Origin of the sequence: Clostridium sp. AF29-8BH (genome assembly GCF_003478145.1) — a bacterium.
Classification (GTDB): Bacteria; Bacillota; Clostridia; order Lachnospirales; family Lachnospiraceae; genus Otoolea; species Otoolea fessa.
Map to the genome: position 1 here is coordinate 22,185 of NZ_QUEL01000004.1, position 24,357 is coordinate 46,541.

Below are 24,357 nucleotides of genomic sequence, written 5' to 3' on the forward strand. Positions count from 1 at the left end.
GGAATTTTCTGAACTGAAAATTCCGTACGATACAGTTCCGGCAGCAGATTTTGCCGATTTGGAATGCGTAGCATCGGCAAAATCCCGTTGCTGGGCACACGTGTGTGAACAGTAACAAACGTCGTTTTTTGTCGAATTTAATCGGTCGAAATAGTTTGCTTTTTGCTGGTGGAAGACGTAAAATGACAGTGAAGTAAGGAGGAATGGCACTAGAGAATAGAAAAGGAGAATGCATAGGATGGCGGATATGAGAGAAGAATTAGTTCAAAAGATTGAACGGGCAAGACAGCAGCTGAATCAAAATATTGACACAAAGGCAGCATATGACATAATTTATCACTACAGTGTGGAGCTTGACAAACTCTTAAATCAGTATATCGGGCTGGAGACGGAGACTGAAAGAGGGCTGGAGACGGCGCTATAAAATAAGAGTGGAAATAGAAACAAATATAGATAAGTACAGAAAACTCAGGTACATGTGTTCGGAAAAAGAACCGGTGCCTGAGTTTTCTGATTTTTTTCGATTTAGACCTTGCCATTTTGATGGGCATGTACTAAAATAAACATAACAAGTGGTAGAAAGTGGTGAAAAGTGGAACGAAATGGATTTTCGGGACACAAAAGTGGTACACATCGGATGACGGGTGATTGATATGTTCATGGGAGAATACAATCATACAATCGATGCGAAGGGACGTTTGATCGTTCCGTCGAAGTTCAGGGAACAGCTTGGAGACGAATTTGTGGTGACAAAGGGGTTGGATGGCTGTCTTTTTGTGTACGATAACACCGAGTGGAAAAAGTTCGAAGAGAAGTTACAGGCACTCCCACTTACCAATCAGAATGCCAGAAAATTCTCCCGTTTCTTTCTGGCAGGTGCCTCGGCGTGTGAGGTGGATCGTCAGGGACGAATCCTGCTTCCTTCGGTTCTGCGGGATTTTGCAGGACTCGAGAAGGAGGTTGTCCTGGTCGGCGTCGGAAGCCGGATCGAGATCTGGAACAAGGCGACCTGGGCGGAGAAGAATGTCTATGATGACATGGAAGAGATTGCAGAAAATATGGAAGGCCTTGGCATATGATATTTAATCACAAATCAGTATTATTAAATGAGACGGTTGACAGTCTCTGTGTAAAGCCCCAGGGTATCTATGTGGATGGGACACTGGGAGGCGGCGGTCACGCGAGCGAGGTGGCGGCACGGCTGGGAGACGGCGGACGCCTGATTGGGATTGATCAGGATGCGGACGCGATTGCGGCTGCGTCAGAACGTCTGGCTCCCTTTGGAGATAAGATAACCGTTGTGCGGAGCAATTATGAGCGGATTGCACAGGTGTTAGATGAGCTGGAGATTCCGCAGGTGGATGGAATTTATCTGGATCTGGGTGTTTCTTCTTTCCAGCTTGACACAGCGGAACGGGGATTTACCTATCGCGAGGACGATGCGCCGCTGGATATGCGGATGGATCAGAGAAATGAGCAGACCGCGAAGGACATCGTCAATACCTACAGTGAGATGGAACTGTACCGGATCATCCGGGACTACGGTGAGGAGCGGTTTGCGAAGAATATTGCAAAACACATCGTACAGGCACGACAGAAAAAAGAGATTGAGACGACAGGCGAGCTGACGGAGATCATCCGGGCATCGATTCCGGCAAAGGTCCGGGCGACCGGCGGTCATCCGGCAAAGCGTACGTTTCAGGCGATCCGGATCGAGTTAAACCGGGAACTGGATGTGCTGGAAGATTCGATCGATACGATGATTGAACGCCTGGCACCGGGCGGACGGCTTTCGATCATTACGTTCCATTCCCTGGAAGATAGAATCGTAAAGAACCGTTTCCGGACGAATGAAAATCCATGCATCTGCCCGCCGGATTTTCCAGTCTGTGTCTGTGGACGCAAAAGCCGCGGCCGGGTGATTACAAGAAAACCGATTCTTCCGACCGATCAGGAGATGGAAGAAAACCCGCGTTCCAAGAGCGCAAAGCTCCGGGTATTTGAAAAATCATAAACAAAAGCATAACTGCACCTCAGAACAGAGATCGTTTCAGGTGCGGGGGAGATAAAAGAGAGAAAAAGCGAAAGAGCAGGGAGGGAACGTTATGTCTGTCAGAAGGAGACAACATGTATCGGCCTCCACGTATGTGGACGGTAATACCGTGCGAAAAGTTCAGAGAACCGTGGAGATAAGACCAGAAAGAGATGAGAGAGAGGAGTACCGGCATAAACACGCCGTGCGCCGCAACCAGGAAAAGGCGCTTTACATGAACGGACCGTATGTGCTGGCGCTGACCATCGCTGCGCTGATCACGCTGGTTTTATGTATGAATTATCTGCATAAGCAGGCGTCGATCACGACCCGTATCAACCACATTGAGGATCTGGAGCTGAAACTGGAGAACCTGAAGTCCGAGAATGATGCACTTCAGACCCGGATTGACACGTATGTGGATCTGGATCATGTATATAAAGTGGCGACCGAAGAGCTCGGCATGGTATATGCAAATAAGGATCAGATTCTTTTATATGACAAGACGGAAAGCGAGTATGTAAGACAGTATGAGGACATCCCAAAACACTAACGGCAGACAGACCTTTCGGAAATATATGCAGGAAAAGCTGGCAATTACCGTCCTGGTAATTATGCTGGCTTTGTTTGCATTGGTGCTGGTGCTTTATAATCTGGTAAAAAGTAAGGGCGAGTCGTACAATCAGATAGTCCTGAGCCATCAGGACTATGAGAGCCGCACGATTCCCTACAAGCGCGGCAATATTATCGACCGGAACGGGACGTATCTGGCGATTAGCGAGAAAGTTTACAATCTGGTCGTCGATCCGAAGCAGATTCTGGATACGGAGGAGAACTACCAGTATCTCGATGCCACGCTGGACGCGCTGGTGGAGTGCTTCGGTTACAAGCGGGACGAGCTGCAGGCGATGATCGAGGAGAAAAAAGACAGCCAGTATGTGATCTATGCGAAACAGCTTCCAGCGGAAGACAAAGAGAAGTTTGAGACTTATGAGAAGGACAAGAACAAGGAATACCGGGCGCTGCCGACGGAGGAAGGCGGCAACCAGCGTATCACGGGCGTATGGTTCGAGGAAGAATATAAGAGAACGTATCCGTACAATGAGCTGGCATGCAATGTGGTTGGTTTTGCCCTCAAGGATGGCAATGCATCCGGCGGTGTTGAACAGTATTATAATGATATCCTGAACGGTGTGAGCGGTCGTGAGTATGGTTATTTAAACGGCGATTCGAACGTCGAGCGAACGGTAAAACCGGCGCAGAACGGAAAGACGCTGGAGTTGACGATCGACGTCAACATCCAGAAGATTGTCCAGAAATATCTGGATGAGTGGCAGGCGGGCATTGGAAGTAATCTGGCGGCGGCGATCGTCATGGATCCGAACAGCGGTGAGATCCTGGCGATGGATACGACGACCCGTTACAATCTGAATGATCCGTACAATTTAAGCACCTACTATACGGATGAGGAAATTCAGGCGATGGATGAAAAGGCGAAGTCCGAGGCGTGGTATAAAATGTGGAGAAACTTCTGCGTGAGCGACTCCTATGAGCCGGGTTCTCCACAGAAGGCATTTACGGTAGCCGGGGCGATCGAGGAAGGCGCGATTTCCGGAAACGAGGTCTTTGAGTGCGGCGGAAAACTGCATTTCGGAGACTGGGATATCCGGTGTGTTGCCCGAGCCGGTCACGGACCGCTGACGATCACACAGGGATTGATGAAATCCTGCAACGTCGTTATGATGCGTATTGTATCACTGGAGGGAAAAGAGAAGTTTGTCCAGTATCAGAAGATTTTCGGATTTGGCGAGAAGACGGGCATCGACCTTCCGGGTGAGGCGTCCGGTCTGATTTATCAGGCGTCCAATATGGATCCGGCTTCTCTGGCGACCAACGCATTTGGACAGAACTATAACTGTACGATGGTGCAGATGGCAGCCGGATATGCGTCCTTAATCAACGGCGGTTCCTATTATGAGCCGCATGTGGTAAAAGAGATTCTGAACGACGAAGGATCCGTTGTCAAATCCGTTTCCCCAAATCTGGTGCGAGAGACGGTTTCGGAATCGACCTCGAACTTCATTAATAATGCGCTTTACCAGACAGTATCAGGTGATGGCGGTACCGCGGGCGCGGCGGCAGTTGCCGGTTACGAAGTGGCTGGTAAGACAGGTACGGCGCAGAAGCAGCCGCGTGCGGAGAAGAATTATCTGGTTTCCTTTATCGGATATGCACCGGCATACAATCCGCAGGTGCTCTGCTATGTGGTAGTAGATACTCCGCATCTGCCGGGCGAGCAGCAGGCACATTCGACTTTTGCCAGCGAGATTTTCAGCAAGATCATGGCGGAAGTCCTTCCATATAAGAATGTATTCCCGGCAGGCGGCGCGGCACAGGATCTCGAGACCAATCTTTCCAGCCAGGAAGAAGGCATTATAAGCGGCACAGCGACCGAGGATCCGAATGCAGCTGAAACACCGGCAGAGACGACTCCGGCTCCGGAGGGCGGCTGGGCGAACTACGATGAGGAATTTATCGATTCCGGAGACGAGTACAGCTATCCGGATACGATGGGAAATGTGCAGGATGAATCGGCGGCGGTTGGAAACGGTGAAACGGCTGGAACGGGCAGAGACACCGGAACAGCGGATAATGCCGGAGAAACGGCATCTTCCCAGGAAGCGCAGGCAGCGGGAGATTAAGAATTGTGCCTGTCGGGAAGAGTTATCTATCCTGCGTGGAAAATACGTAACTGTTCACAGGTAGGAATTTTCTGAACTGAAAAATCCGTACGATACAGTTCTGGCAGCAGATTTTGCCGATTTGGAATGCGTAGCATCGGCAAAATCCCGTTGCTGGGCACACGCGTGTGAACAGTAACGAAAATACAGAATAAAGAAACGGTTCTTATGATATACTGTAGCAATGAGATCAGACAGGAAGCAGTATGAATCGGAACCGGACGCATCACAGAGGAAGAACTGTCTTTTTGTGCGCCGCCATCTGCCTGTGCATGGCAGGATTGGCGGGGAGACTGTTCTTCCTTATGCTGTATAAAGCGGATTATTACAGCCAGATGGCGGAGGAGCTGCATCGGCGGGAGCGCAGTATCAAAGCGCCGCGCGGGCGGATCCTTGACCGGAACGGAACGGTGATCGCTGATAACCGGACTGTGTGTACTATCTCAGTGATTCATAATCAGGTAAAAGATCCGGAGACAGTTATCCGGGTTTTAAGCGAAGAACTGGGACTTCCGGAGGCGGAGGTGCGGAAAAAGACGGAAAAACGATCTTCCAGAGAGGTGATCAAGTCTAATGTAGAGAAAACGCGGGGCGATGCGATCCGGGCAAGGCGCCTGGAGGGGGTCAAGGTAGATGAGGACTATAAGCGATATTATCCATATGGACGTCTGGCATCGAAGGTACTGGGATTTACCGGGGGAGACAACCAGGGGATCATCGGTCTGGAAGTACAGTATGAGAAGTATTTAAAGGGCACGGATGGCAAGATCCTGACGCTCACGGACGCGGCGGGGATCGAGCTGGAAAATGAGGCGGAGGATCGCATCGAGCCGGAGGCAGGGCGGGATCTGCAGGCGAGTCTGGATGTCAATATCCAGATGTACGCGGAACAGGCGGCGTACCAGACGATGCAGAAAAAGAATGCGAACCGCGTCTCGATCATCGTGATGAACCCGAAGAACGGGGAAATCTATGCAATGGTAAATGCACCGGAGTTTTCATTGAATGAGCCGTTTGAGCTGGTGACAGATGGAAAAAACGAAGATTCAGAAACAGAAGAAGACATATCCTGGAAGAATGAAGTGCAGTCACACGCAGCATCAGCGCAAAATAAACAAGCTCTCCTCAATCAGATGTGGCGCAATCCCTGTTTAAATGATACATACGAACCGGGGTCTACATTCAAAATCGTGACTGCCGCTGCGGGACTGGAGGCGGGCGTGGTCAACCTGACTGATCAGTTTTCCTGCCCAGGATTCCGGATCGTGGAAGATCGGAAGATTCGGTGTCACAAGGTGGGCGGACACGGCGGGGAGACGTTTTTACAGGGAATGATGAATTCCTGCAATCCTGTTCTGATCGATGTCGGACAGCGGCTGGGACCGGAGCGGTACTATCAGTATTTTAAGCAGTTTGGTCTGCTGGGAAAGACTGGGATTGATCTGCCGGGTGAGGCGGGGACGATCATGCACCAGCCGGATCAGATCGGACCGGTGGAGCTGGCGACCGTCTCTTTTGGGCAGTCGTTTCAGATCACGCCGATCCAGCTCATTACAACGGCATCCTCCCTGATCAACGGAGGCACGCGCATCACACCGCACATCGGGATCCGTGCCGTGCGAGCAGATGGTCAGGCAGTCCACGTGTTTACCTATCCAAAAGGGGAGAGAATCTTATCGGAGCAGACGAGTGAGACGCTGCGTTATATTCTGGAACAGGTGGTGGCGGAGGGGAGTGGAAAAAACGCCCGGATCGAGGGCTACCGGATCGGCGGAAAGACGGCAACCTCGGAGAAACTTCCAAGGAGCCGGAAAAAATATATTTCCTCATTTTTAGGGTTTGCACCGGCGGACGATCCGCAGGTGATCGCGCTTATCACCATCGATGAACCGGAAGGAATCTACTATGGCGGGACGATTGCCGCCCCGGTGATCCGCGATCTGTTTGAGGTCATTTTGCCGTATCTGGGGGTGGAGAAAAGAGGTTGATTATTCCCCTAAAAAGACGTATACTATTGAAGTGTATAATTTGAGGAACTATCTCTGTATACATAGGAAGATAAGTTAGAGGTGTGACATGGTAAATGAAACAATACTGGCGGTTATCATCGCATTTGTGGTCAGCGCAGTGCTGTGCCCGATCGTGATACCGTTTCTCCACAGGTTGAAATTCGGACAGCAGGTGCGCGATGACGGGCCGCAGACGCATCTGAAAAAGCAGGGAACCCCGACGATGGGCGGTCTGGTAATTCTTTCCAGCATCATCATTACGTCCCTGCTATATATCCGGGATTATCCGAAGATCATTCCGGTGCTGTTTATGACCGTTGGATTCGGCGTGGTTGGATTTCTGGACGATTACATCAAGATCGTGATGAAACGTTCAGAGGGCTTAAATCCGATTCAGAAGCTGATCGGACAGTTTGTGATCACAGGTATTTTTGCCTATTATATTGTAACCTCACCGGACATCGGAACAGGGATGCTGATTCCATTTACCGGCAAGTATTTACAGCTTCCGGTCTGGCTGTTTGTACCGGCACTGTTCTTCATCATTCTGGGAACTGACAATGGCGTGAACTTCACAGATGGTCTGGACGGTCTGTGCACCAGTGTGACGATTCTGGTAGCAACGTTCTTTACGATCGTGGCGATCGGGGAGAACAGCGGCATTAGCCCGATTACCGGCGCAGTAGTTGGAAGTCTTCTGGGCTTTCTTCTGTTCAATGTCTATCCGGCGCGTGTGTTCATGGGCGATACCGGTTCACTGGCACTCGGCGGTTTTGTCGCTTCCAGTGCCTTTATGATGCAGATGCCGATCTTTATCGCGATCGTGGGTCTGATTTATCTGGTGGAAGTATTATCTGTTATTATTCAGGTAACCTATTTTAAGAAGACGGGCGGAAAGCGTTTTTTCAAGATGGCGCCGATCCATCATCATTTCGAGCTCTGCGGATGGTCTGAGACCAGGGTCGTAGGCGTATTTTCGATTATTACGGCAATCCTTTGCCTTATAGCATACTTAGGATTATAGGAGGAAGATTATGAGTCAGAAAGTATTAGTAGCAGGAACAGGTATCAGCGGTATTGCAGCTGCAAAGCTCCTTCTCTCAAAAGGCGGGGAGGTAGTGCTTTACGATGGCAATGAAAAACTGGATCAAGAGGAGCTGAAAAAGAAATTTGACGAGGCGCGACGATCACGTTCGTCCTCGGAGAGCTGAAAAAGACGGATTTGTTAGGCGTGGAGCTGGCAATTTTAAGCCAGGCATCCCGACCGATGCACCGTTTGTAGAGATGATTCGTGAAACCGGTATTCCGATCTGGGGCGAGATGCAGCTTGCATATCACTGTGCCAAAGGACGTATGGCAGCCATTACCGGCACGAACGGAAAGACAACAACGACTTCCCTGACCGGCGAGATCATGAAGTCATTCTATGACAGCGTATTTGTAGTTGGAAATATCGGTGAGCCGTTTGCATTCCACGCATTGGAGACAACGGATGAGACCGTAACCGTCGCAGAGGTATCGAGCTTCATGCTGGAGACCATGACTGATTTCCACCCGAATGTAAGCGCTATTTTAAATATTACCCCGGATCATCTGGATCGTCATAAGACGATGGAATGCTACATCGAGACGAAAGAGAGCATTACCAAGAACCAGAAAGAGGGCGATGTCTGCGTCCTGAACTATGAGGATCCGGTACTGCGTGAATTTGGTGAGACTTTAAAAGACATCAAGGTGGTATATTTTTCCAGTCTGCGTACCCTGAAACAAGGTTTCTACCTGAAAGAGGATGAGATTGTATACAACGACGGCGAGAAAGAGACCGTGATTGTCAATATCCACGATCTGAAGCTACTTGGCCGTCATAACCATGAAAATGTTATGGCAGCGGTTGCTATCAGTATGAACATGGGCGTTCCGCTGGAGAAGATCCAGAAGGTGATCAAGGAATTCAAGGCAGTTGAACACCGCATTGAGTTCGTAACCGAGCGTTTTGGTGTCAAATACTACAACGATTCCAAGGGAACCAACCCGGATGCAGCGATGCAGGCGATCAAGGCGATGCCGGGACCGACCTTATTAATCGCAGGCGGATATGATAAGCATTCCGAGTTTGACGAGTGGATCGAGAGCTTTGGCGGAAAGGTACGCTATCTGGTGCTGATCGGCCAGACCCGCGACAAGATTGCCGAGTGTGCAAAACGCCACGGCTTCAATGATATCATGTACGCGGAAGATCTGCAGGAGGCTGTACAGGTATGTGCATCCTACGCAAATCCGGGCGATAACGTCCTGCTTTCACCGGCATGTGCAAGCTGGGGGCAGTTCAAGAACTTTGAAGAGCGCGGACGCAAATTCAAAGAGTTTGTGAGAAATTTGTAATACCAAGGTTCAAAGGTCGGAAATCCGACGCAAGATTGCTTGCAGGAGGAATTGTGACTTTTGAGAATTGCGGAGTGCAAAGCACGCAGCAATTCGGTATTGGAAGAATAAAGGCTTAATGTATTTAAGGGGGCTGTCGCAGCCGGCATTTGTCTGCGGCAGCCCTGATTTGAAGGAAAAACTGCCGTTTACAGGCAGAATTTCGAAACTGTAACAACAAAAAGCAGGGGAGTGGAAGTATGCCGGAACCGGGAAAAATTAAAAAGAAAAAACCACATCGGTTTTATGATTACAGTCTGCTGTTTACCATCATTTTCCTGACGGTATTCGGACTGATCATGATTTACAGCGCGAGCTCCTATAAGGCGCAGCTTGATTACGGCAATCCGGGATATTTTATGCTTCGTCAGGCGGGCATCGCGGGTGTCAGCTTTGTTGCGATGTATATCGTCTCCAAGATAGATTATCACTGGTTTGCGCGGTTTGCGATGCTGGGATATATCGTTTCATACGTGACGCTGCTTCTGACGCGTTTTACACCTCTGGGCGTGGCATCGCATGGTAAGAAGCGCTGGCTGCGCCTGGGACCGCTCCAGTTCCAGCCGACCGAGATTGTCAAGATTTCCCTGATTCTGCTTCTGGCGGTTCTGATTGCCAATCTGGGCGTGCGGATCAACCAGCTGCGGGCAGTCGGATTTATCGTGGCGCTGTCGGCGCCGCTGGCACTTTTGGTTACGGCGAACAACTTAAGTTCTGGTATCATCATCTGCGGCATCGTGTTTGTGATGCTGTTTGTGGCGTGCAAGATCAAATGGCCGTTTTTCCTCTGCATCGGAGGCGGCGTCGGACTTCTGGCGGTCGCCCCCTATATAGGGCATCTGCTGGTAAAGCTCCATATCCTGAAGGATTATCAGCTGGGACGAATCAATGTCTGGGTCAACCCGGTGCAGTATGCACGTTCCGGCGGTTATCAGGTGCTCCAGGGTCTGTACGCGATCGGTTCCGGCGGTCTGTTTGGAAAGGGACTGGGCGAGAGTCTCCAGAAGCTCGGTTTCGTGCCAGAGGCGCAGAATGATATGATTTTTTCGATTATCTGTGAGGAATTAGGTCTGTTTGGCGCGATTTCGGTCATTCTGATTTTCATGTTTATGATTTACCGCTTCATGGTAATTGCTGGAAATGCACCGGATCTGATGGGTGCGATGATCGTGATCGGTGTGATGGCACACATCGCGATTCAGGTTATCTTAAATATCGCGGTTGTTACGAATACGATCCCGAACACGGGTGTTACGCTGCCGTTTATCAGTTACGGAGGTACGTCCGTCATGTTCCTGATGCTGGAGATGGGGATGGTGTTAAGCGTCTCGAACCAGATTAAGTTGGAGCAGTAGGAATATTTGGCGGAGTTACATATTTACTTCGGGAAATGTAGAAAATGAGAACCATTTTCTCTCGTTGGCATATAATAATACATAGATGCCGGTGGGAGGGGATTGTTTGGCTTTCATCGAGATTCACGGACCGTGCCGGATTCAGGGCGGACTCACGGTGCAGGGGTCGAAAAATGCAGTTTTGCCGATGATGGCGGCGTCAGTGTTAAACCGCGGAATTACCGTGCTTGAAAATGTCCCCAGAATACAGGATGTGTTCTGTATGATGGGGATTCTTGATTCTCTGGGATGCCGGTGTGCGTTGCACGGAAACCGTCTGGAAATCGATACTTCGAAGATGAATGGCTGGCGGATCGAGCAGAAAGCGATGGGGAAAATGCGCTCGTCCATTATGCTTTTGGGAGCGCTTCTGGGACGCTTTTGCGAGGCGGGTGTCTACAGCCCCGGCGGATGTATGATCGGAAAACGTCCAATCGACTGGCATTTGCGGGCACTCCGTGCGCTGGGCGCGGAAATACGGGAACCGGAGCCGGACGGCTTCCTGCATGCACAGACAACGGGACTTCGCGGGGCAGAGATTATTTTTCCGTTTCCGAGTGTCGGCGCGGTGGAAAATGCCCTGTTTGCCGCTGTGGCAGCGGTGGGGCGGACGGTTCTGCGGGGATGCGCGCGGGAACCGGAGATTGGACAGCTGTGCCATTTCCTAAATGGTATGGGGGCATCGATCCGGGGGATCGGGACGGATGCGCTGATCATAGAAGGCGGATTGCCGCTCCATGACAGCCGGTTTGTGATCGGCGGCGACCGGATCGTAGCCGGGACCTATCTTCTTGCCGCTGCGTCCTGTAGCGGTGAGGTGATCGTGGACGGCGTGCAGACACAGGAGCTGCGTGCATTGACCGGGGTGTTGGAGCATATGGGCGTTTCGCTTTATCAGGAACCGGAACTTATATATGTACACGGCGGACAGCGCCTGCGGGCGGTATCGGTGAAAACCGGACCGTATCCGGCGTTTCCGACCGATCTGCAGCCGTTTTTGATGGCGGCGCTGTCACGGGCAGATGGAACCAGTATGCTGCGGGAGACGGTATTTGAAAACCGGTTTGGCACAGCGGCGGAGCTTCAAAAAATGGGGGCGAACATCGAATGCAGCGGGAACATTGCCCGAATTGACGGAGTGGAAACCTTGCGGGGAGCTTTGGTGCGTGCCCGTGATCTGCGGGGCGGTGCAGCCCTGACGGTGGCAGCCCTGGGGGCGGACGGATGGACCAGAGTATCAGAATGTGAACATATTGAGCGGGGATATGAAGATATTTGTCGGGATTTGCGGGCATTAGGAGCAGAGATCCGGCGCCGGGAGGATGATGGAGATAGAGAAGATACAGATTGAAAAAAAAACAGAGGAAAAGGTATGGCGCCGCCGTGGAAAAAAACATATCTGGATCACGGCGGCAGCACTTCTTGTGGCGGCCGCGTTTTTTGTCGGTCTGTCGCTGCTTCAGATCAATACAATCCATGTCAGTGGAAACCGGCAATATACGGCAGAGCAGATAGAGGCGTCTATTTTCGATTCGCGGCTGAGCCGGAATCCGGTGTTCTGCTATCTGCAGTACCGCTTCCGGCCGCACAAGTCAATTCCGTTCGTGCAGGATTACAAGCTGGTGTTCCGCAGCCCGTCGGACGTGGAGGTGATCGTCTACGAGAAGAGTGTGGTTGGTTACGTTTCCTACATGAACAGCCGGATGTATTTTGACAAGGACGGCATCATTGTGGAGAGCACAAGCGAGACATTGCCGGGTGTGCCGAAGATTGCCGGACTTTCCTTTGGACATATCGTGCTGCATCAGCCGCTGCCGGTCGAGGATATCAGCGTTTTCAACGAGATTCTGAACCTGACGCAGGTGCTGTCGGTCAACGAGGTTGCGGTGGACGAGATCCGTTTTAATAAGGAAAAGGAAGCGACGCTTCAAATCAGGAGCTTGAAGGTTGAGCTGGGAAGCAACAGTGAGATGAACGGGAAACTTTCGGAGCTGACGGATATTCTGCGGGATTATCCGGATCTGTCCGGAACCCTCTATCTGGACAGCTACGATGAATCGAATGCAAATCCGATGTACCGGTTTGATAAAAACTAGGAAGAATCGGCAAAATCCGTTACTGGCACGTATGCGTGAACAGTAACATTGTGACTGGTTTATTGAAAATTTATAAAAGAAACGATTGATTTTTTGCTGAAAATCAAATATAGTATTAGGTAGGCTAGATTTAAAAGACCCTAATTTTAGTATAAAGATGATAAAACCGGAACAGATGGGAAAATGAAGGAGGAAGTATCTTGTTAGAGATAAAGATAAATGAAGCAGAGAACTCTGCCAGAATTATAGTAGTAGGTGTCGGCGGAGCCGGTAACAACGCTGTCAACCGTATGATCGATGAAGATATTGCCGGTGTAGAATTTATCGGTATCAATACAGATAAGCAGGCACTGCAGTTCTGCAAGGCGTCCACAGCTATGCAGATTGGTGAGAAGCTGACCAAGGGACTTGGTGCAGGCGCAAAGCCGGAGATCGGTGAGAAAGCAGCTGAGGAAAGCCAGGAAGAACTGGCACAGGCTCTCAAGGGTGCAGATATGGTATTCGTTACCGCAGGTATGGGCGGCGGTACCGGTACAGGTGCAGCTCCGGTTATTGCACGTATCGCAAAAGATATGGGCATCCTGACGGTCGGCGTTGTCACAAAGCCGTTCCGTTTCGAGGCAAAGACCCGTATGAGCAACGCGCTCAATGGTATCGAAAAACTGAAAGCAGCTGTCGATACTCTGATCGTTATCCCGAATGATAAACTTCTTGAGATCGTAGACCGCCGTACCACGATGCCGGATGCACTGAAGAAAGCAGATGAGGTTCTTCAGCAGGCAGTACAGGGTATTACCGACCTGATCAATGTTCCGGGTCTTATCAATCTTGACTTTGCAGATGTTCAGACCGTTATGGTGGACAAGGGTATCGCTCATATCGGTATCGGTCATGCGAAGGGTGATGACAAAGCACTTGAGGCTGTTAAGCAGGCTGTATCCAGCCCGCTGCTTGAGACAACCATCGAGGGTGCAAGCCACGTTATCATCAATATTTCCGGCGATATCAGCCTGATCGAGGCAAATGACGCAGCCAGTTATGTACAGGAGCTTGCAGGCGACGATGCCAATATCATCTTCGGTGCGATGTACGATGAGAATGCACAGGATGAGGCGACGATCACTGTTATTGCGACTGGACTGGATTCCCACGGTGTGAACACACCGGTCGCAAAAGCGATGACTGAGTTCAAGACTCCGTTCAAGGCAAAGACGACTGGCAATACATACGCTCAGCCGGCAGCACAGACTGCAGCGGCAGCGCAGCCGACCTACAAGGCACCGACCTTCCGTGCACCATCTGCAGCAGCACCGGCACAGCCAGTCGCTCCGAAGGAAGCACCGCAGTCGGCACCGGCACAGCCGTTCCGCCCGATGCGCCAGGAAACACAGATCAATATTCCGGATTTTCTGAGAAATAAGAAATAATATAAGAGTGAGAGATGAGCTGCTCTTGCTTTAGTAAAAATACAAAATATATACAGAAGCAGTTGCTTTTGGAAGAGACACGCATTAGAAGTGAAAATTTCTGATGCGTGTTTTTTTGTGTAATAGGAAATTCCTTGGAATCCCCTATTACACAAAAAGTACTAACGTGCCAAGGCACATTCTTTTTTATCGTCGATTCAGACCTTCGACTTATGTCGAATCTATTCAAATTTTACGTTTTCCCCCCGATTTTTGGCGATCAAAACAGGCGTTTTGCGCCCTCGGTTTGACAAATTTTGCGGAACTTTTTTCTTATAATATCCCGTGTCGGACAGAAAGGTGGGAAGAGACAGTGACCTATCGTGTGTATGCGGATGTCATCCTGCTGCAAAATCTGGCAGCGGATTTCCTGCTTCTGTCGGTGGTGAAGAATTGCCTGCGTCTGCCGGAACGCCGGTATGGGCGGTTGGCAGGGAGTATTCTGGGAGCCGTGTATGCGTTAGGAATGGTGTTAGCTCCGGTTCCGCTGGGATATGCCGGGCGGATGCTCCTAAGCGCCACGATGAGCGTGCTGATGGTATGGACGGCATTTTCCATCCGTAGGAAGTCGGAGGCGGCAGAAGCTGCGATCGGGCTTTACATAGCATCTATGCTGGCGGCTGGCTGCATGGAACTGGTTCAGCCGCTTGGAATACGGGTGAATCTTCTGTTCTGGCTGTTTACCGCGGGGGGCAGTTTTCTGATTCCATCTGCGGTGTGGCGGTTTGGTATGCAGCGGTGTATGAAGCTGGAACACCAGTACGCGGTAACGCTTTTTAACAAAGGCAGGGAGCGGCATGTGCAGGCGATTCTCGACACAGGCAACCATCTGACGATGCCGCTTTCGGGGCGTCCGGTGCAGGTGCTGGATGCGTGTGCGGCAGAGAGATTTTTTTCCTGGGAGGACGGTGTCCAATACATCCCATTTCGGAGTGTCGGAAAGGGCGGCGGCGTGATTCCGGCATATCAGGCGGAGCGGATGGAAGTGTCCGGTCAGGGCGGTATGCGGGTGATTGAGAAGCCGTGGATTGCCATTTCACAGGAGGCGCTGTCGCAGAAGGGCGAGTATCAGATGCTGCTCAATGAAAAATATTGGTTGTGAAGAAAAACAGCCGTTATGGTCTGAACCATAGCGAACAACATAAGGGGGAAAAGCGTATGTTTATAAAAGTTTCAGTTCCAGGTCAGTTTCGTTTAAAAATGATGCCGTCGTTCCGGTCATTTCTGATGCACCGGGACGGGGAAGTTCATTATATCGGGGGAACCGATATCCTTCCGGCACCGTTTGACAGTGTGCGGGAGGCGGAGGTTTTAAGAAAATTTGGAACCAGTGAGGATAAAGAGGCGCGTTCGGCGCTGATCGAACACAACCTGCGCCTGGTGGTCTACATAGCAAGAAAGTTTGACAACACCAGCGTGGGCGTGGAAGATCTGATTTCGATCGGGACGATCGGTCTCATCAAGGCGATCAACACGTTTGACGTGGATAAAAATATTAAGCTGGCGACCTATGCATCCCGTTGTATTGAAAATGAGATTCTGATGTATCTCCGGAGAAATAATAAGACGAAGCTCGAGGTTTCGATCGATGAGCCGTTGAATGTGGACTGGGATGGAAATGAATTGCTTCTGTCGGATATTTTGGGAACGGATGAGGATATTATTTACCGGGATCTGGAGGATGAGACAGAGCGGAAACTGTTGAATGCGGCGATCAACCGCCTGAATCCGCGGGAACAGAAAATCGTGAAGCTGCGCTTTGGTCTGGGGAGAGAGCAGGAAGATGAAATGACCCAGAAGGAGGTTGCCGACCTTCTGGGTATCTCGCAGTCATACATATCGAGGCTGGAAAAGAAGATTATGAAACGCCTCAAGAAAGAAATTTCGCAGCAATGCGGTCTATACACCAGCCGATAAGTGCTGGAAGAAACAGACCGATCAGGATGTAAAACGGACCCATTTCATAGCGGAAGGAGACCGGGAAGTTGGAAAGCGTTTCCGGTATTTCCTTCAAAATGAAGCGGGCATAGGCAAAATCGATCAGCTTGAACAGCGTGAAGTGAATCGCCATAATGTCAAAGGAATGGCGTCCTAAAAAGGCAAGGACCTTTGCCAGCGGTCTGATGCGCTCGGACAGGTCGGAGAGCGAAAGGACGAAGTAAATTCCAATGATGGAGATCGGATAAAATAAGACGCCCGGAATGTGCATGCTTGCCAGATCGATGAAAATGTGAAGCTTTGTGTTCGTCAGGTGCAGAAGCAGGGCGCTTATCAGGCAGCCGTACCAGACTGTATAGTGGCGGAAATTGGAGAAAAACTGCTGCATCAGCCAGGCGATGAGATAGACCGGAACAACGAGCAGCGCCGCCTGCAGATTGTAAGGGAGCGGGCAGCTTCTCATATTTAAGAAGACACCGGCAAGGCCAATCAGGATGCATGCAAATGCACATACGGGAAGCTTGACATTATCTTTCCGGGTGAAGCGGGCAGCTGCGCGTCCAAACCAGACGCATCCGGCAAAGAGTCCGGAGGACACCAGCCAGACCGGCAGAAACCAGAGGGCACCCTGAACCTGTTCCGGGGAGTTGAAGGAAAGACTGCTCATCCATGCCGTAAGCATTCTGGTATGGTTGTAAAGTTCCTGTCCCGCATAGAGCCTGTGCGTTACAAAAAAGTTGTGAAGCAGGACAAAAAACAGCGTGTAGAACATATACCTGGGCCATGCACCGGCGAGACGGGAGCCGAAGTAGAGAAACGGCGTATCCCCGTATTTCGTTTCATTATAAAAATAGCCTGTGATAAAGAAGAACAGCGCCAGGTGGAACAGATAGACAAACGCACCGGCGAAATATCCGGTATGCCCCAGCACGATCGCAATAATGCCCCATCCCTTTACGATATCCCAGTAGAGGGAACGGGCTTTTTTTTGTGTGTTCATGAATGGATCTCCTTGTGGTTGAATTCTATTTTCTATAAATAATATTGATCGTAAAATCCCTGAAAATATATTTTACTATGGAACGGCAGAAAAGGCAAGAAATTGGAATGAGTGAAAACGGTTCTCATTTGTCCGGGTATAAATGAGCTTTGAATTGTCCATTCTAATGTATAGGTGACAAAACAAAAATCAAAACGATTCAACTATTTGCGTTGATCGTCCATCATACGGAGGGAATGGAAATGCCGGTCTATAAAGTGGAAATCTGCGGGGTCAATACATCCAAGCTGCCTCTTTTAAGTAATGAGGAGAAAGAAGAACTGTTTCGCCGGATTCTAAAGGGCGATCGGGAGGCAAGAGAACAGTATATCAAGGGGAATCTGCGGCTGGTGCTCAGTGTAATACAGCGCTTTTCGGGCAGCCGGGAAAATGTGGACGATCTGTTCCAGATTGGCTGTATCGGCCTCATCAAGGCGATTGATAATTTTGATATTACCCAGAATGTTCGTTTTTCGACGTACGCGGTTCCGATGATTCTGGGGGAGGTGAAACGGTATTTGAGGGATAACAATTCAATCCGGGTCAGCCGGTCGCTCCGCGATACGGCATACAAAGCGATCTATACCCGTGAAAATCTGCTGAAAAAGCAGTCAAAGGAGCCGACACTCTGCGAGATTGCCAAAGAATTGGGAGTCAGCAAAGAGGAGATTGCGTATGCGCTCGATGCTATCCAGAGCCCGGTCAGCCTGTACGAACCGGTCTATACGGACGGCGGTGATCCGCTCTACGTGATGGATCAGCTCAGTGACAAGAAAAATTCAGAGGAACATTGGGTCGAGGATCTGTCGCTGGGGGAGGCGATGCAGCGCCTGCCGGACCGGGAACGCCGCATTATTGATATGCGCTTTTTTGAGGGAAAGACCCAGACAGAGGTTGCCGAAGAAATCCATATTTCGCAGGCGCAGGTGTCACGGCTGGAGAAGAGTGCGTTAAAAAGCATGAAGCATTATTTGAGCTGAATGTTGATAGGGATTGTGTTATAGGGATTGTGTGAGATTCTTCTGATTGATTGTTTGGCGGCTCTGTGTTAAAATATAGAGGATATAGTCTGCAAAAAGAATCTGAAAATCAAGCAGATGACTGTTATCTGACTGGGGTTGAGCGGAGTATTCCATCTGATATAGTGATAAAGGCAGCTTGGCGATGCGACACTCAGGCAGTCATGGACAGCAGACAGAGTAGAAAAGACAGGCGCAGGCGGATTGAGCCCCGCGCATGATAAAATGTACTCTCGGAGTCTTTTCTGCACTCGCTTTTGTGGCTGATTTTCCGCCAGCCGTACCCGAATTTCATCAACGTACGCACCGCGTACGCCTCAGAAATTTGAGCACAGCTGACAAAAAATCATCTCACAAAATCAAGCACAGAAAGATTCCGAGAGTACATTAAAAAGAGCCGGAGGAATTCAAATGGAGAAATTACGTGAACTGATGAAAGAACATCAGGATAAAGCAGATAAAAAAGTGATGGGAGAGGTTCTGGAGCTGCTTCAGAGAGAGCCGGGACTGTTTGTTGTGACTGTCCATGCGACGAAAAACTTCTTCCTGGGTGCAGAGAACGGCAAGGCGGCTGCTTTCCTTTACACCAGCCGCGAGTATGCAGATGAGTTCGTGAAAGGGCTGGAGATGGTCGGCGTAGAGACGAAGGTACTGGAGATCCGCCCATTACAGCGTATTTCCTTTTTCAACGACCTCTACCGCAGCGGTTTTGAGGCAGTTGTGATCGACAAGGGACAGGAAAATCATATGTCCATGTCGCTGTTCAGCATCATCGAGAAACCAAAGGATACATCCGAGATCGTGATGAACCCGTCCCTGGTCCGTTCTGCAAATCAGTTCTATCAGGCACTGGTACAGCACCAGGCATTCCCACAGATGCAGGATCTGATGTGCAAAGAGCTTTACGGTGCGCGTCTGCTGGTTCCGGTTGCTGACCCGCAGAAGACGACGGCAGTGCCGGTTCTGACCACTGGAAAGGGTGTACGCTATTACCCGGCATTTACGGATTTAGTAGAATTTGGCAAATTTGACCGTAAACATCAGTTTGGAGCAATGGAAGTCCGCTTCCGCGATCTGAAAAAATATCTGGATTACGTGAATGGAATCGTGGTAAATCCGTTTGGATTTGCACTCCGTCTGGACGGCGAGAAGCTGGATCGGATTGAGAAAGAGAATATGAAGCTGAAGGTTGTAAAATAAATGCTGCTGTGACCGTGACCGGTAATGAATAGATGTCAGCATAATAAACTGTGGTGAAAAGGCTGTCTCCCATCAGAATGTATCATATAGATACATCTGCCGAGAGACAGCCTTTTTGATTATTCGGTTCTCCTGTTTTTTTCATATAAATGTAGTAATCCCTTCATCAACAGCGCCCCATCATACGTGATCGTATGCGAACAGAGCGGCAGGACAATCTTGGAGATGCCGCCGGTGGCGATGATGGAAGTTTTCTCTCCGAGTTCTTCCTCGATGCGATCCAGCATACCGTCGATCATCGCGGCATTGCCAAATATGACGCCGCTTCTCATGCAGTCTATGGTATTTTTGCCAATGACACGGCGCGGCGTATCGAGGCTGATGCGCGGCAGCTGGGCAGTGCTGGCGCTCATGCTGTCGAGGGAAACGCGAAGTCCCGGCAGGATCGCGCCGCCGACATAGCGTCCGTTTTTGTCGATGACAGACATGGTCGTAGCGGTTCCCATTTCGATGATGATGATTGGCGGTTCATGCTCTGCAAGGGCACCGACTGCGTTTACGATCATATCGCTGCCGACGGATTTCGGGTTGTCCATCAGGATGTTTAAGCCGGTTTTCATGCCGGAACCGACCAGCATTGCGTTTAGTCCCGTTATTTTACGGATGGCGGCAAGAATCGTCCGGTTAAGCGGCGGAACGACCGAGGAGACGATCGCACCATCAAGCTGATCTGGGGCGATATGGTAAATTTCAAGAATACTTTTCAGCGCCACGGCATATTCCAGATTCGGTTTTCCGATGGTGGTCGTGATGCGTTCTACAAAATACGTTTTTTTTGCGTCGATCACGCCGATAATAATGTTGGTGTTTCCAACGTCGATAGCTAGAATCATAAAATAACTCCTTTATATCTCCTGCATCTCTACAATAATCAACATCTCTTATAAAATGTTGATTGTATAGTTATCGCAACGGTTTCATATGTTCAACTGTTACTATTTATTATATATCCACGTTAATAGTATGATTATATGTTTTTTAAAGAAAAGGATCAAGAAGAAGATGAAAAATGTTTTTAAGATCTGTTACCGATCGCGCGTGAGTGAACCGTAACTTGGACTTGCGTATTCGTTTAAAATAATATAGAATAAATACGTTTAGACAAAGTTAAAGAATGGTAGTAAGTTTGGAGGAAGATTTTTTTGGAAAATATAGCGGAGCAGATCAAAAAACGGCGTACATTCGCCATTATTTCCCACCCGGATGCTGGTAAGACAACCCTGACGGAGAAGTTTCTTCTCTACGGAGGCGCGATCAACCTGGCTGGTACGGTCAAGGGAAGAAAAGCGGCCAAGCACGCGGTTTCTGACTGGATGGAGATAGAGAAGGAGAGAGGTATTTCGGTTACCTCTTCCGTATTACAGTTTAATTATGAGGGATTCTGCATCAATATCCTGGATACACCAGGACATCAGGATTTCTCGGAGGATACCTACCGTACTCTGATGGCAGCCGATTCGGCGGTCATGGTCATCGATGGTTCTAAGGGTGTCGAGGCGCAGACGATCAAGCTTTTCAAGGTTTGCGTTATGCGCCACATCCCGATTTTTACCTTTATCAACAAGATGGACCGCGAGGCGCGCGATCCGTTTGAGTTGATGGATGAGATCGAGAGCGTGCTTGGCATCCGTACCTGTCCGGTCAACTGGCCGATCGGCTGCGGTAAGAATTTTAAGGGCGTGTATGACCGTGCCACAAAGAAGATCACAACTTTCACAGCAGCAATGGGCGGACAGAAGGAGGTCGCATCTCAGGAGTTCTCGTTAGAGGGCGATGAGGTTAACTCCATCATCGGTCCAGACTACCATCGGCAGCTGATGGATGATATCGAGCTTCTGGACGGCGCATGCGATGAGCTGGATATGGAGCGTGTCAGCCGCGGAAATTTATCCCCGGTATTCTTTGGTTCGGCGCTGACAAACTTTGGTGTAGAGACATTCCTGGAGCATTTCCTGAAAATGACAACCTCGCCGCTGCCGAGAAATACGACAACCGGCATGGTGGATCCGTTCTCTCCGAATTTCAGCGCGTTTGTCTTCAAGATTCAGGCAAATATGAACAAGGCGCACCGCGACCGTATCGCATTTATGCGTATCTGTTCCGGCAAATTTGAGGCAGGCATGGAAGTAACGCATGTGCAGGGCGGACGCAAGATCCGTCTCTCCCAGCCACAGCAGATGATGGCGCAGGATCGAAAGATCGTCGAGGAGGCATATGCGGGCGATATCATCGGTGTATTCGATCCGGGTATCTTCTCGATCGGTGATACACTTTGTACAGGTGAAAAGGTAGAATTTGAAGGCATTCCTACGTTCGCACCGGAACATTTTGCACGCGTGCGCCAGATGGACACGATGAAGCGCAAGCAGTTCATCAAGGGCATCAGCCAGATCGCCCAGGAAGGTGCGATCCAGATCTTCCAGGAGTTCAACACAGGTATGGAAGAGATCATCGTCGGCGTAGTCGGCGTCCTCCAGTTCGAGGTACTGACCTACCGTCTGGAAAATGAGTACAATGTAGAAGTCAAGCTGGAAAAACTTCCATACGAGTACATCCGCTGGGTAGAAAACGCTGACGAGATCGACGTTGCCAAGATTCAGGGAACTTCGGATATGAAGCGGATCAAAGACCTCAAAGACAATCCACTGCTTCTGTTTGTCAACAGCTGGAGTGTGGGAATGGTGGAAGAGCGGAATCCGAAGCTTAAGTTAAGCGAGTTTGGGCGTAACTAAAGCCATGCAGCGGAAAGCACTGTTTCAGCGAATGGAAAATTTATTTTTCAGGCGCTGAAAGGGGGATTTCTGCTATACGGCGCAGCCGGACAGGGGTGTGAAACCGCAGGTTTTGCACCTCTGGGCATGGTAAAACAAGAGAGAGTCCCTATCGCACCCCTGGGCATGGTAAAACAAGAGAGAGTCCCTATCGCACCCCTGGGCATGGCGAAATAAGAGAGAGTCCCCATCGCCCCCCCCTGGGCATGGTGAAAATATAGAAAAAATCAGAAAAGGAGACATTTCATATGAGCAGAGTAGATGTAGTACGTGCAGCCATGGTAGAAGCCATGAAAGCAAAAGACAAAGCAAGAAAAGATTCCTTATCCATGCTGTTATCCGCACTGAAAAATGCGGAGATCGACAAGCGTTCCCCGCTGACTGAGGAAGAGGCGGACGCAGTTGTAAAGAAAGAGATCAAGCAGACGAAGGAGACTCTGGAACTGGCTCCGGCAGATCGTGCGGATATCCGCGAGGAGGCACAGGCACGTCTGGCAGTTTATCAGGAATTTGCACCGGAGGATTTGACCGAAGAGCAGATCGCAGAGGTGATCAAAAGTGTTCTGGCAGAGCTTGACATTGAAAATCCGGCACCGTCTGACAAGGGCAAAATCATGAAAACCCTGATGCCGAAGGTAAAGGGCAAGGCAGACGGAAAGGTAGTGAACCAGGTACTGGCTGGAATTCTGTCCAAATAATAACCAAAGGAAAAGAACGAGGCGGAAGATTTATGTATAAAAAGAAAATCGAGCAGTATATCGAGGCGCACAAGCAGGAGATGTTAGATGACATATGCACGCTGTGCAGCATCAACAGCGAGCGTTCGGCATACCAGGAGGGCGATCCGTTCGGCGAAGGTCCGAGCCGCGCACTGGCACAGGCACTCAAAATGGCGGAAGAGTATGGATTTTCCATCAACAATTACGATAATTATGTAGGAACCGCCGATTTAAACGACGGTGAGCACCAGCTGGATATTCTGGCACACCTGGATGTTGTCCCGGCAGGCGAGGGCTGGACTGTGACACAGCCGTTTGAACCGATTGTAAAAGACGGAAAGTTGTACGGACGCGGCACGGCGGATGACAAGGGACCGGCGGTAGCAGCTCTGTATGCGATGCGTGCGGTCAAAGAACTGGGAATCCCGGTGACAAAAAATGTCCGCCTGATTCTGGGAACAGATGAGGAGTGCGGCAGCAGCGATATTGAACATTATTATAAAGTGGAGAAGGAAGCGCCGATGACATTTTCCCCGGATGCTTCGTTCCCGGTTATCAATATCGAAAAAGGACGTTTCCCGGGGCATGTGACAGCTTCTTTTGAGGTATCGACGGAGAATGCGCGGATCCTGTCCATCGAGGCTGGCATCAAGATCAATGTTGTTCCGGGCAAGGCGCATGCGACAATTACAGGACTGACCGAGGAAGAGGTACGTCCGATGGCAGAGGGCGTGACGAAGGAGACTGGCGTACAGTTTGAGCTGCAGGCAGAGGAAGATGTGATCGTGATCACCGCAGTCGGTGAGGGCGCACACGCCTCGACACCAGAGGAAGGCAAAAATGCGCTGGCATCCCTGCTTCTGCTTCTGGATCGCCTGCCATTTGCATCCTGCGGACAGACGAAGCTGATTCACAGCCTGACTGAGTGCTTCCCGTGGAATGATACCGAGGGAAAGGCGCTTGGCGTGGCGATGCAGGCAGAAGGATCCGGAGCGCTGTCTCTGGCATTCACGATGCTTACGATGACGGAGACACGGATGGAAGCGTACTTTGACGGACGTTTCCCGATCGGCGGCAATGATGACAACCTGTTGAAACCGGTGGAGGCAAAACTTGCGTCCCACGGCATGAAGTTAGAGTCCCCGCAGCTGCGAGAGCCGCATTTTGTAGACGGCAATTCCGAGTTTGTCAGAACACTTCTGAATGCTTATGAGCTTTATACCGGCAACAAGGGCGAGTGCAACTACACCGGCGGCGGCACATATGTGCATGACCTGAAAAACGGCGTTGCATTTGGCGCGTCGATGCCGGGCGTGGACAACCGGATGCACGGGGCAGATGAATTTGCCTATGTGAGTGATCTGGTGGCAAGCGCGAAGATTTTTGCACAGGTGATTGCGGATTTGTGTAAGTAACAGAAAATTTCGTTTTTTCCGCCGTAAGAATTAAAGA

Annotated in this window: 20 protein-coding genes and 1 pseudogene; 19 read left to right on the plus strand and 2 right to left on the minus strand. The window is 50.1% G+C overall.

Annotated elements, in window-relative coordinates; all coding sequences use genetic code 11:
* Positions 1–238 precede the first annotated feature (238 nt).
* The 14 genes and pseudogenes from DWZ16_RS04135 to sigE all read left to right on the plus strand — a co-directional run bounded on the left by DWZ16_RS04135 (position 239) and on the right by sigE (position 16,076).
* Positions 239–424 carry an aspartyl-phosphate phosphatase Spo0E family protein gene (locus DWZ16_RS04135; RefSeq protein WP_022360209.1) on the plus strand — a complete coding sequence of 62 codons (186 nt, stop codon included), beginning with the start codon at positions 239–241 and terminating at the stop codon, positions 422–424.
* A 229-nt stretch (positions 425–653) separates the two neighbouring features.
* Positions 654–1,079: a division/cell wall cluster transcriptional repressor MraZ gene (mraZ, locus tag DWZ16_RS04140; protein ID WP_022360210.1), complete on the plus strand. Its 426-nt coding sequence runs from the start codon at positions 654–656 to the stop codon at positions 1,077–1,079.
* Positions 1,076–2,014 carry a 16S rRNA (cytosine(1402)-N(4))-methyltransferase RsmH gene (rsmH, locus tag DWZ16_RS04145; RefSeq protein WP_118481736.1) on the plus strand — a complete coding sequence of 313 codons (939 nt, stop codon included), beginning with the start codon at positions 1,076–1,078 and terminating at the stop codon, positions 2,012–2,014. Before mraZ ends, rsmH begins: the two co-directional genes overlap by 4 nt.
* 91 nt (positions 2,015–2,105) lie before the next feature.
* Positions 2,106–2,585: a hypothetical protein gene (locus DWZ16_RS04150; protein ID WP_022360212.1), complete on the plus strand. Its 480-nt coding sequence runs from the start codon at positions 2,106–2,108 to the stop codon at positions 2,583–2,585.
* A complete protein-coding gene (locus DWZ16_RS04155; protein WP_243015172.1) occupies positions 2,563–4,734 on the plus strand; it encodes a peptidoglycan D,D-transpeptidase FtsI family protein in 2,172 nt (723 codons plus the stop codon). Before DWZ16_RS04150 ends, DWZ16_RS04155 begins: the two co-directional genes overlap by 23 nt.
* Positions 4,735–4,979: 245 nt before the next feature.
* Positions 4,980–6,761, plus strand: coding sequence for a peptidoglycan D,D-transpeptidase FtsI family protein (locus DWZ16_RS04160; protein ID WP_118481738.1), 1,782 nt, complete (start codon positions 4,980–4,982; stop codon positions 6,759–6,761).
* An 88-nt stretch (positions 6,762–6,849) separates the two neighbouring features.
* Positions 6,850–7,806, plus strand: a complete 957-nt coding sequence (mraY, locus tag DWZ16_RS04165; RefSeq protein ID WP_022360215.1) for a phospho-N-acetylmuramoyl-pentapeptide-transferase — start codon at positions 6,850–6,852, stop codon at positions 7,804–7,806.
* Between the two features lie 10 nt (positions 7,807–7,816).
* Positions 7,817–9,164: pseudogene (gene murD / locus DWZ16_RS04170) on the plus strand (UDP-N-acetylmuramoyl-L-alanine--D-glutamate ligase).
* 239 nt (positions 9,165–9,403) lie between these two features.
* Positions 9,404–10,558, plus strand: coding sequence for an FtsW/RodA/SpoVE family cell cycle protein (locus DWZ16_RS04175; RefSeq protein WP_117795227.1), 1,155 nt, complete (start codon positions 9,404–9,406; stop codon positions 10,556–10,558).
* 106 nt (positions 10,559–10,664) lie between these two features.
* Positions 10,665–11,948: a UDP-N-acetylglucosamine 1-carboxyvinyltransferase gene (murA, locus tag DWZ16_RS04180; protein WP_118522308.1), complete on the plus strand. Its 1,284-nt coding sequence runs from the start codon at positions 10,665–10,667 to the stop codon at positions 11,946–11,948.
* Positions 11,920–12,693 carry a cell division protein FtsQ/DivIB gene (locus tag DWZ16_RS04185; RefSeq protein ID WP_233430135.1) on the plus strand — a complete coding sequence of 258 codons (774 nt, stop codon included), beginning with the start codon at positions 11,920–11,922 and terminating at the stop codon, positions 12,691–12,693. Before murA ends, DWZ16_RS04185 begins: the two co-directional genes overlap by 29 nt.
* A gap of 200 nt (positions 12,694–12,893) precedes the next feature.
* A complete protein-coding gene (gene ftsZ / locus DWZ16_RS04190) occupies positions 12,894–14,120 on the plus strand; it encodes a cell division protein FtsZ (protein WP_022360220.1) in 1,227 nt (408 codons plus the stop codon).
* 352 nt (positions 14,121–14,472) lie between these two features.
* Positions 14,473–15,261 (plus strand): sigma-E processing peptidase SpoIIGA, encoded by a 789-nt coding sequence (locus DWZ16_RS04195; protein WP_182427293.1) that lies wholly within the window; start codon positions 14,473–14,475, stop codon positions 15,259–15,261.
* Between the two features lie 56 nt (positions 15,262–15,317).
* The gene (gene sigE, locus DWZ16_RS04200) at positions 15,318–16,076 is read left to right on the plus strand and encodes an RNA polymerase sporulation sigma factor SigE (protein ID WP_118481741.1); all 759 of its coding nucleotides are present in this window, start codon (positions 15,318–15,320) and stop codon (positions 16,074–16,076) included.
* On the opposite strand, the gene DWZ16_RS04205 is transcribed toward sigE, so the two are convergent.
* Entirely contained in the window at positions 16,030–17,097 is a 1,068-nt protein-coding gene (locus DWZ16_RS04205; RefSeq protein ID WP_022360223.1) for an acyltransferase family protein, read from the minus strand. The two genes, sigE and DWZ16_RS04205, sit on opposite strands and share 47 nt — an antisense overlap.
* A gap of 242 nt (positions 17,098–17,339) precedes the next feature.
* On the opposite strand from DWZ16_RS04205, the gene sigG reads away from it, so the two are divergent.
* Positions 17,340–18,116: an RNA polymerase sporulation sigma factor SigG gene (gene sigG, locus DWZ16_RS04210; protein ID WP_106999731.1), complete on the plus strand. Its 777-nt coding sequence runs from the start codon at positions 17,340–17,342 to the stop codon at positions 18,114–18,116.
* 450 nt (positions 18,117–18,566) lie between these two features.
* A complete protein-coding gene (locus tag DWZ16_RS04220; protein ID WP_022360225.1) occupies positions 18,567–19,355 on the plus strand; it encodes an SseB family protein in 789 nt (262 codons plus the stop codon).
* A gap of 119 nt (positions 19,356–19,474) precedes the next feature.
* Here DWZ16_RS04220 and DWZ16_RS04225 read toward each other — a convergent pair whose 3' ends face one another.
* Entirely contained in the window at positions 19,475–20,248 is a 774-nt protein-coding gene (locus tag DWZ16_RS04225; protein WP_106999733.1) for a type III pantothenate kinase, read from the minus strand.
* Positions 20,249–20,557: 309 nt separating this feature from the next.
* On the opposite strand from DWZ16_RS04225, the gene DWZ16_RS04230 reads away from it, so the two are divergent.
* From DWZ16_RS04230 to pepV, 3 genes are all read left to right on the plus strand, one after another.
* A complete protein-coding gene (locus DWZ16_RS04230; protein ID WP_106999734.1) occupies positions 20,558–22,147 on the plus strand; it encodes a peptide chain release factor 3 in 1,590 nt (529 codons plus the stop codon).
* 287 nt (positions 22,148–22,434) lie between these two features.
* A complete protein-coding gene (locus tag DWZ16_RS04235; RefSeq protein ID WP_118481742.1) occupies positions 22,435–22,884 on the plus strand; it encodes a GatB/YqeY domain-containing protein in 450 nt (149 codons plus the stop codon).
* 32 nt (positions 22,885–22,916) lie between these two features.
* Entirely contained in the window at positions 22,917–24,320 is a 1,404-nt protein-coding gene (gene pepV, locus DWZ16_RS04240) for a dipeptidase PepV (protein ID WP_106999736.1), read from the plus strand.
* The last annotated feature ends 37 nt before the right edge of the window (positions 24,321–24,357 follow it).

Excerpts from the sequence above, each read along its gene's own strand:
- DWZ16_RS04135 (WP_022360209.1), top strand. The coding sequence starts at position 239 with ATGGCGGATATGAGAGAAGAATTAGTTCAAAAGATTGAACGGGCAAGA.
- mraZ (WP_022360210.1), top strand. The coding sequence starts at position 654 with ATGTTCATGGGAGAATACAATCATACAATCGATGCGAAGGGACGTTTG.
- rsmH (WP_118481736.1), top strand. The coding sequence starts at position 1,076 with ATGATATTTAATCACAAATCAGTATTATTAAATGAGACGGTTGACAGT.
- DWZ16_RS04150 (WP_022360212.1), top strand. The coding sequence starts at position 2,106 with ATGTCTGTCAGAAGGAGACAACATGTATCGGCCTCCACGTATGTGGAC.
- DWZ16_RS04155 (WP_243015172.1), top strand. The coding sequence starts at position 2,563 with ATGAGGACATCCCAAAACACTAACGGCAGACAGACCTTTCGGAAATAT.
- DWZ16_RS04160 (WP_118481738.1), top strand. The coding sequence starts at position 4,980 with ATGAATCGGAACCGGACGCATCACAGAGGAAGAACTGTCTTTTTGTGC.
- mraY (WP_022360215.1), top strand. The coding sequence starts at position 6,850 with ATGGTAAATGAAACAATACTGGCGGTTATCATCGCATTTGTGGTCAGC.
- DWZ16_RS04175 (WP_117795227.1), top strand. The coding sequence starts at position 9,404 with ATGCCGGAACCGGGAAAAATTAAAAAGAAAAAACCACATCGGTTTTAT.
- DWZ16_RS04185 (WP_233430135.1), top strand. The coding sequence starts at position 11,920 with ATGATGGAGATAGAGAAGATACAGATTGAAAAAAAAACAGAGGAAAAG.
- sigE (WP_118481741.1), top strand. The coding sequence starts at position 15,318 with ATGTTTATAAAAGTTTCAGTTCCAGGTCAGTTTCGTTTAAAAATGATG.
- DWZ16_RS04205 (WP_022360223.1), bottom strand. The coding sequence starts at position 17,097 with ATGAACACACAAAAAAAAGCCCGTTCCCTCTACTGGGATATCGTAAAG.
- sigG (WP_106999731.1), top strand. The coding sequence starts at position 17,340 with ATGCCGGTCTATAAAGTGGAAATCTGCGGGGTCAATACATCCAAGCTG.
- DWZ16_RS04220 (WP_022360225.1), top strand. The coding sequence starts at position 18,567 with ATGGAGAAATTACGTGAACTGATGAAAGAACATCAGGATAAAGCAGAT.
- DWZ16_RS04225 (WP_106999733.1), bottom strand. The coding sequence starts at position 20,248 with ATGATTCTAGCTATCGACGTTGGAAACACCAACATTATTATCGGCGTG.
- DWZ16_RS04235 (WP_118481742.1), top strand. The coding sequence starts at position 22,435 with ATGAGCAGAGTAGATGTAGTACGTGCAGCCATGGTAGAAGCCATGAAA.
- pepV (WP_106999736.1), top strand. The coding sequence starts at position 22,917 with ATGTATAAAAAGAAAATCGAGCAGTATATCGAGGCGCACAAGCAGGAG.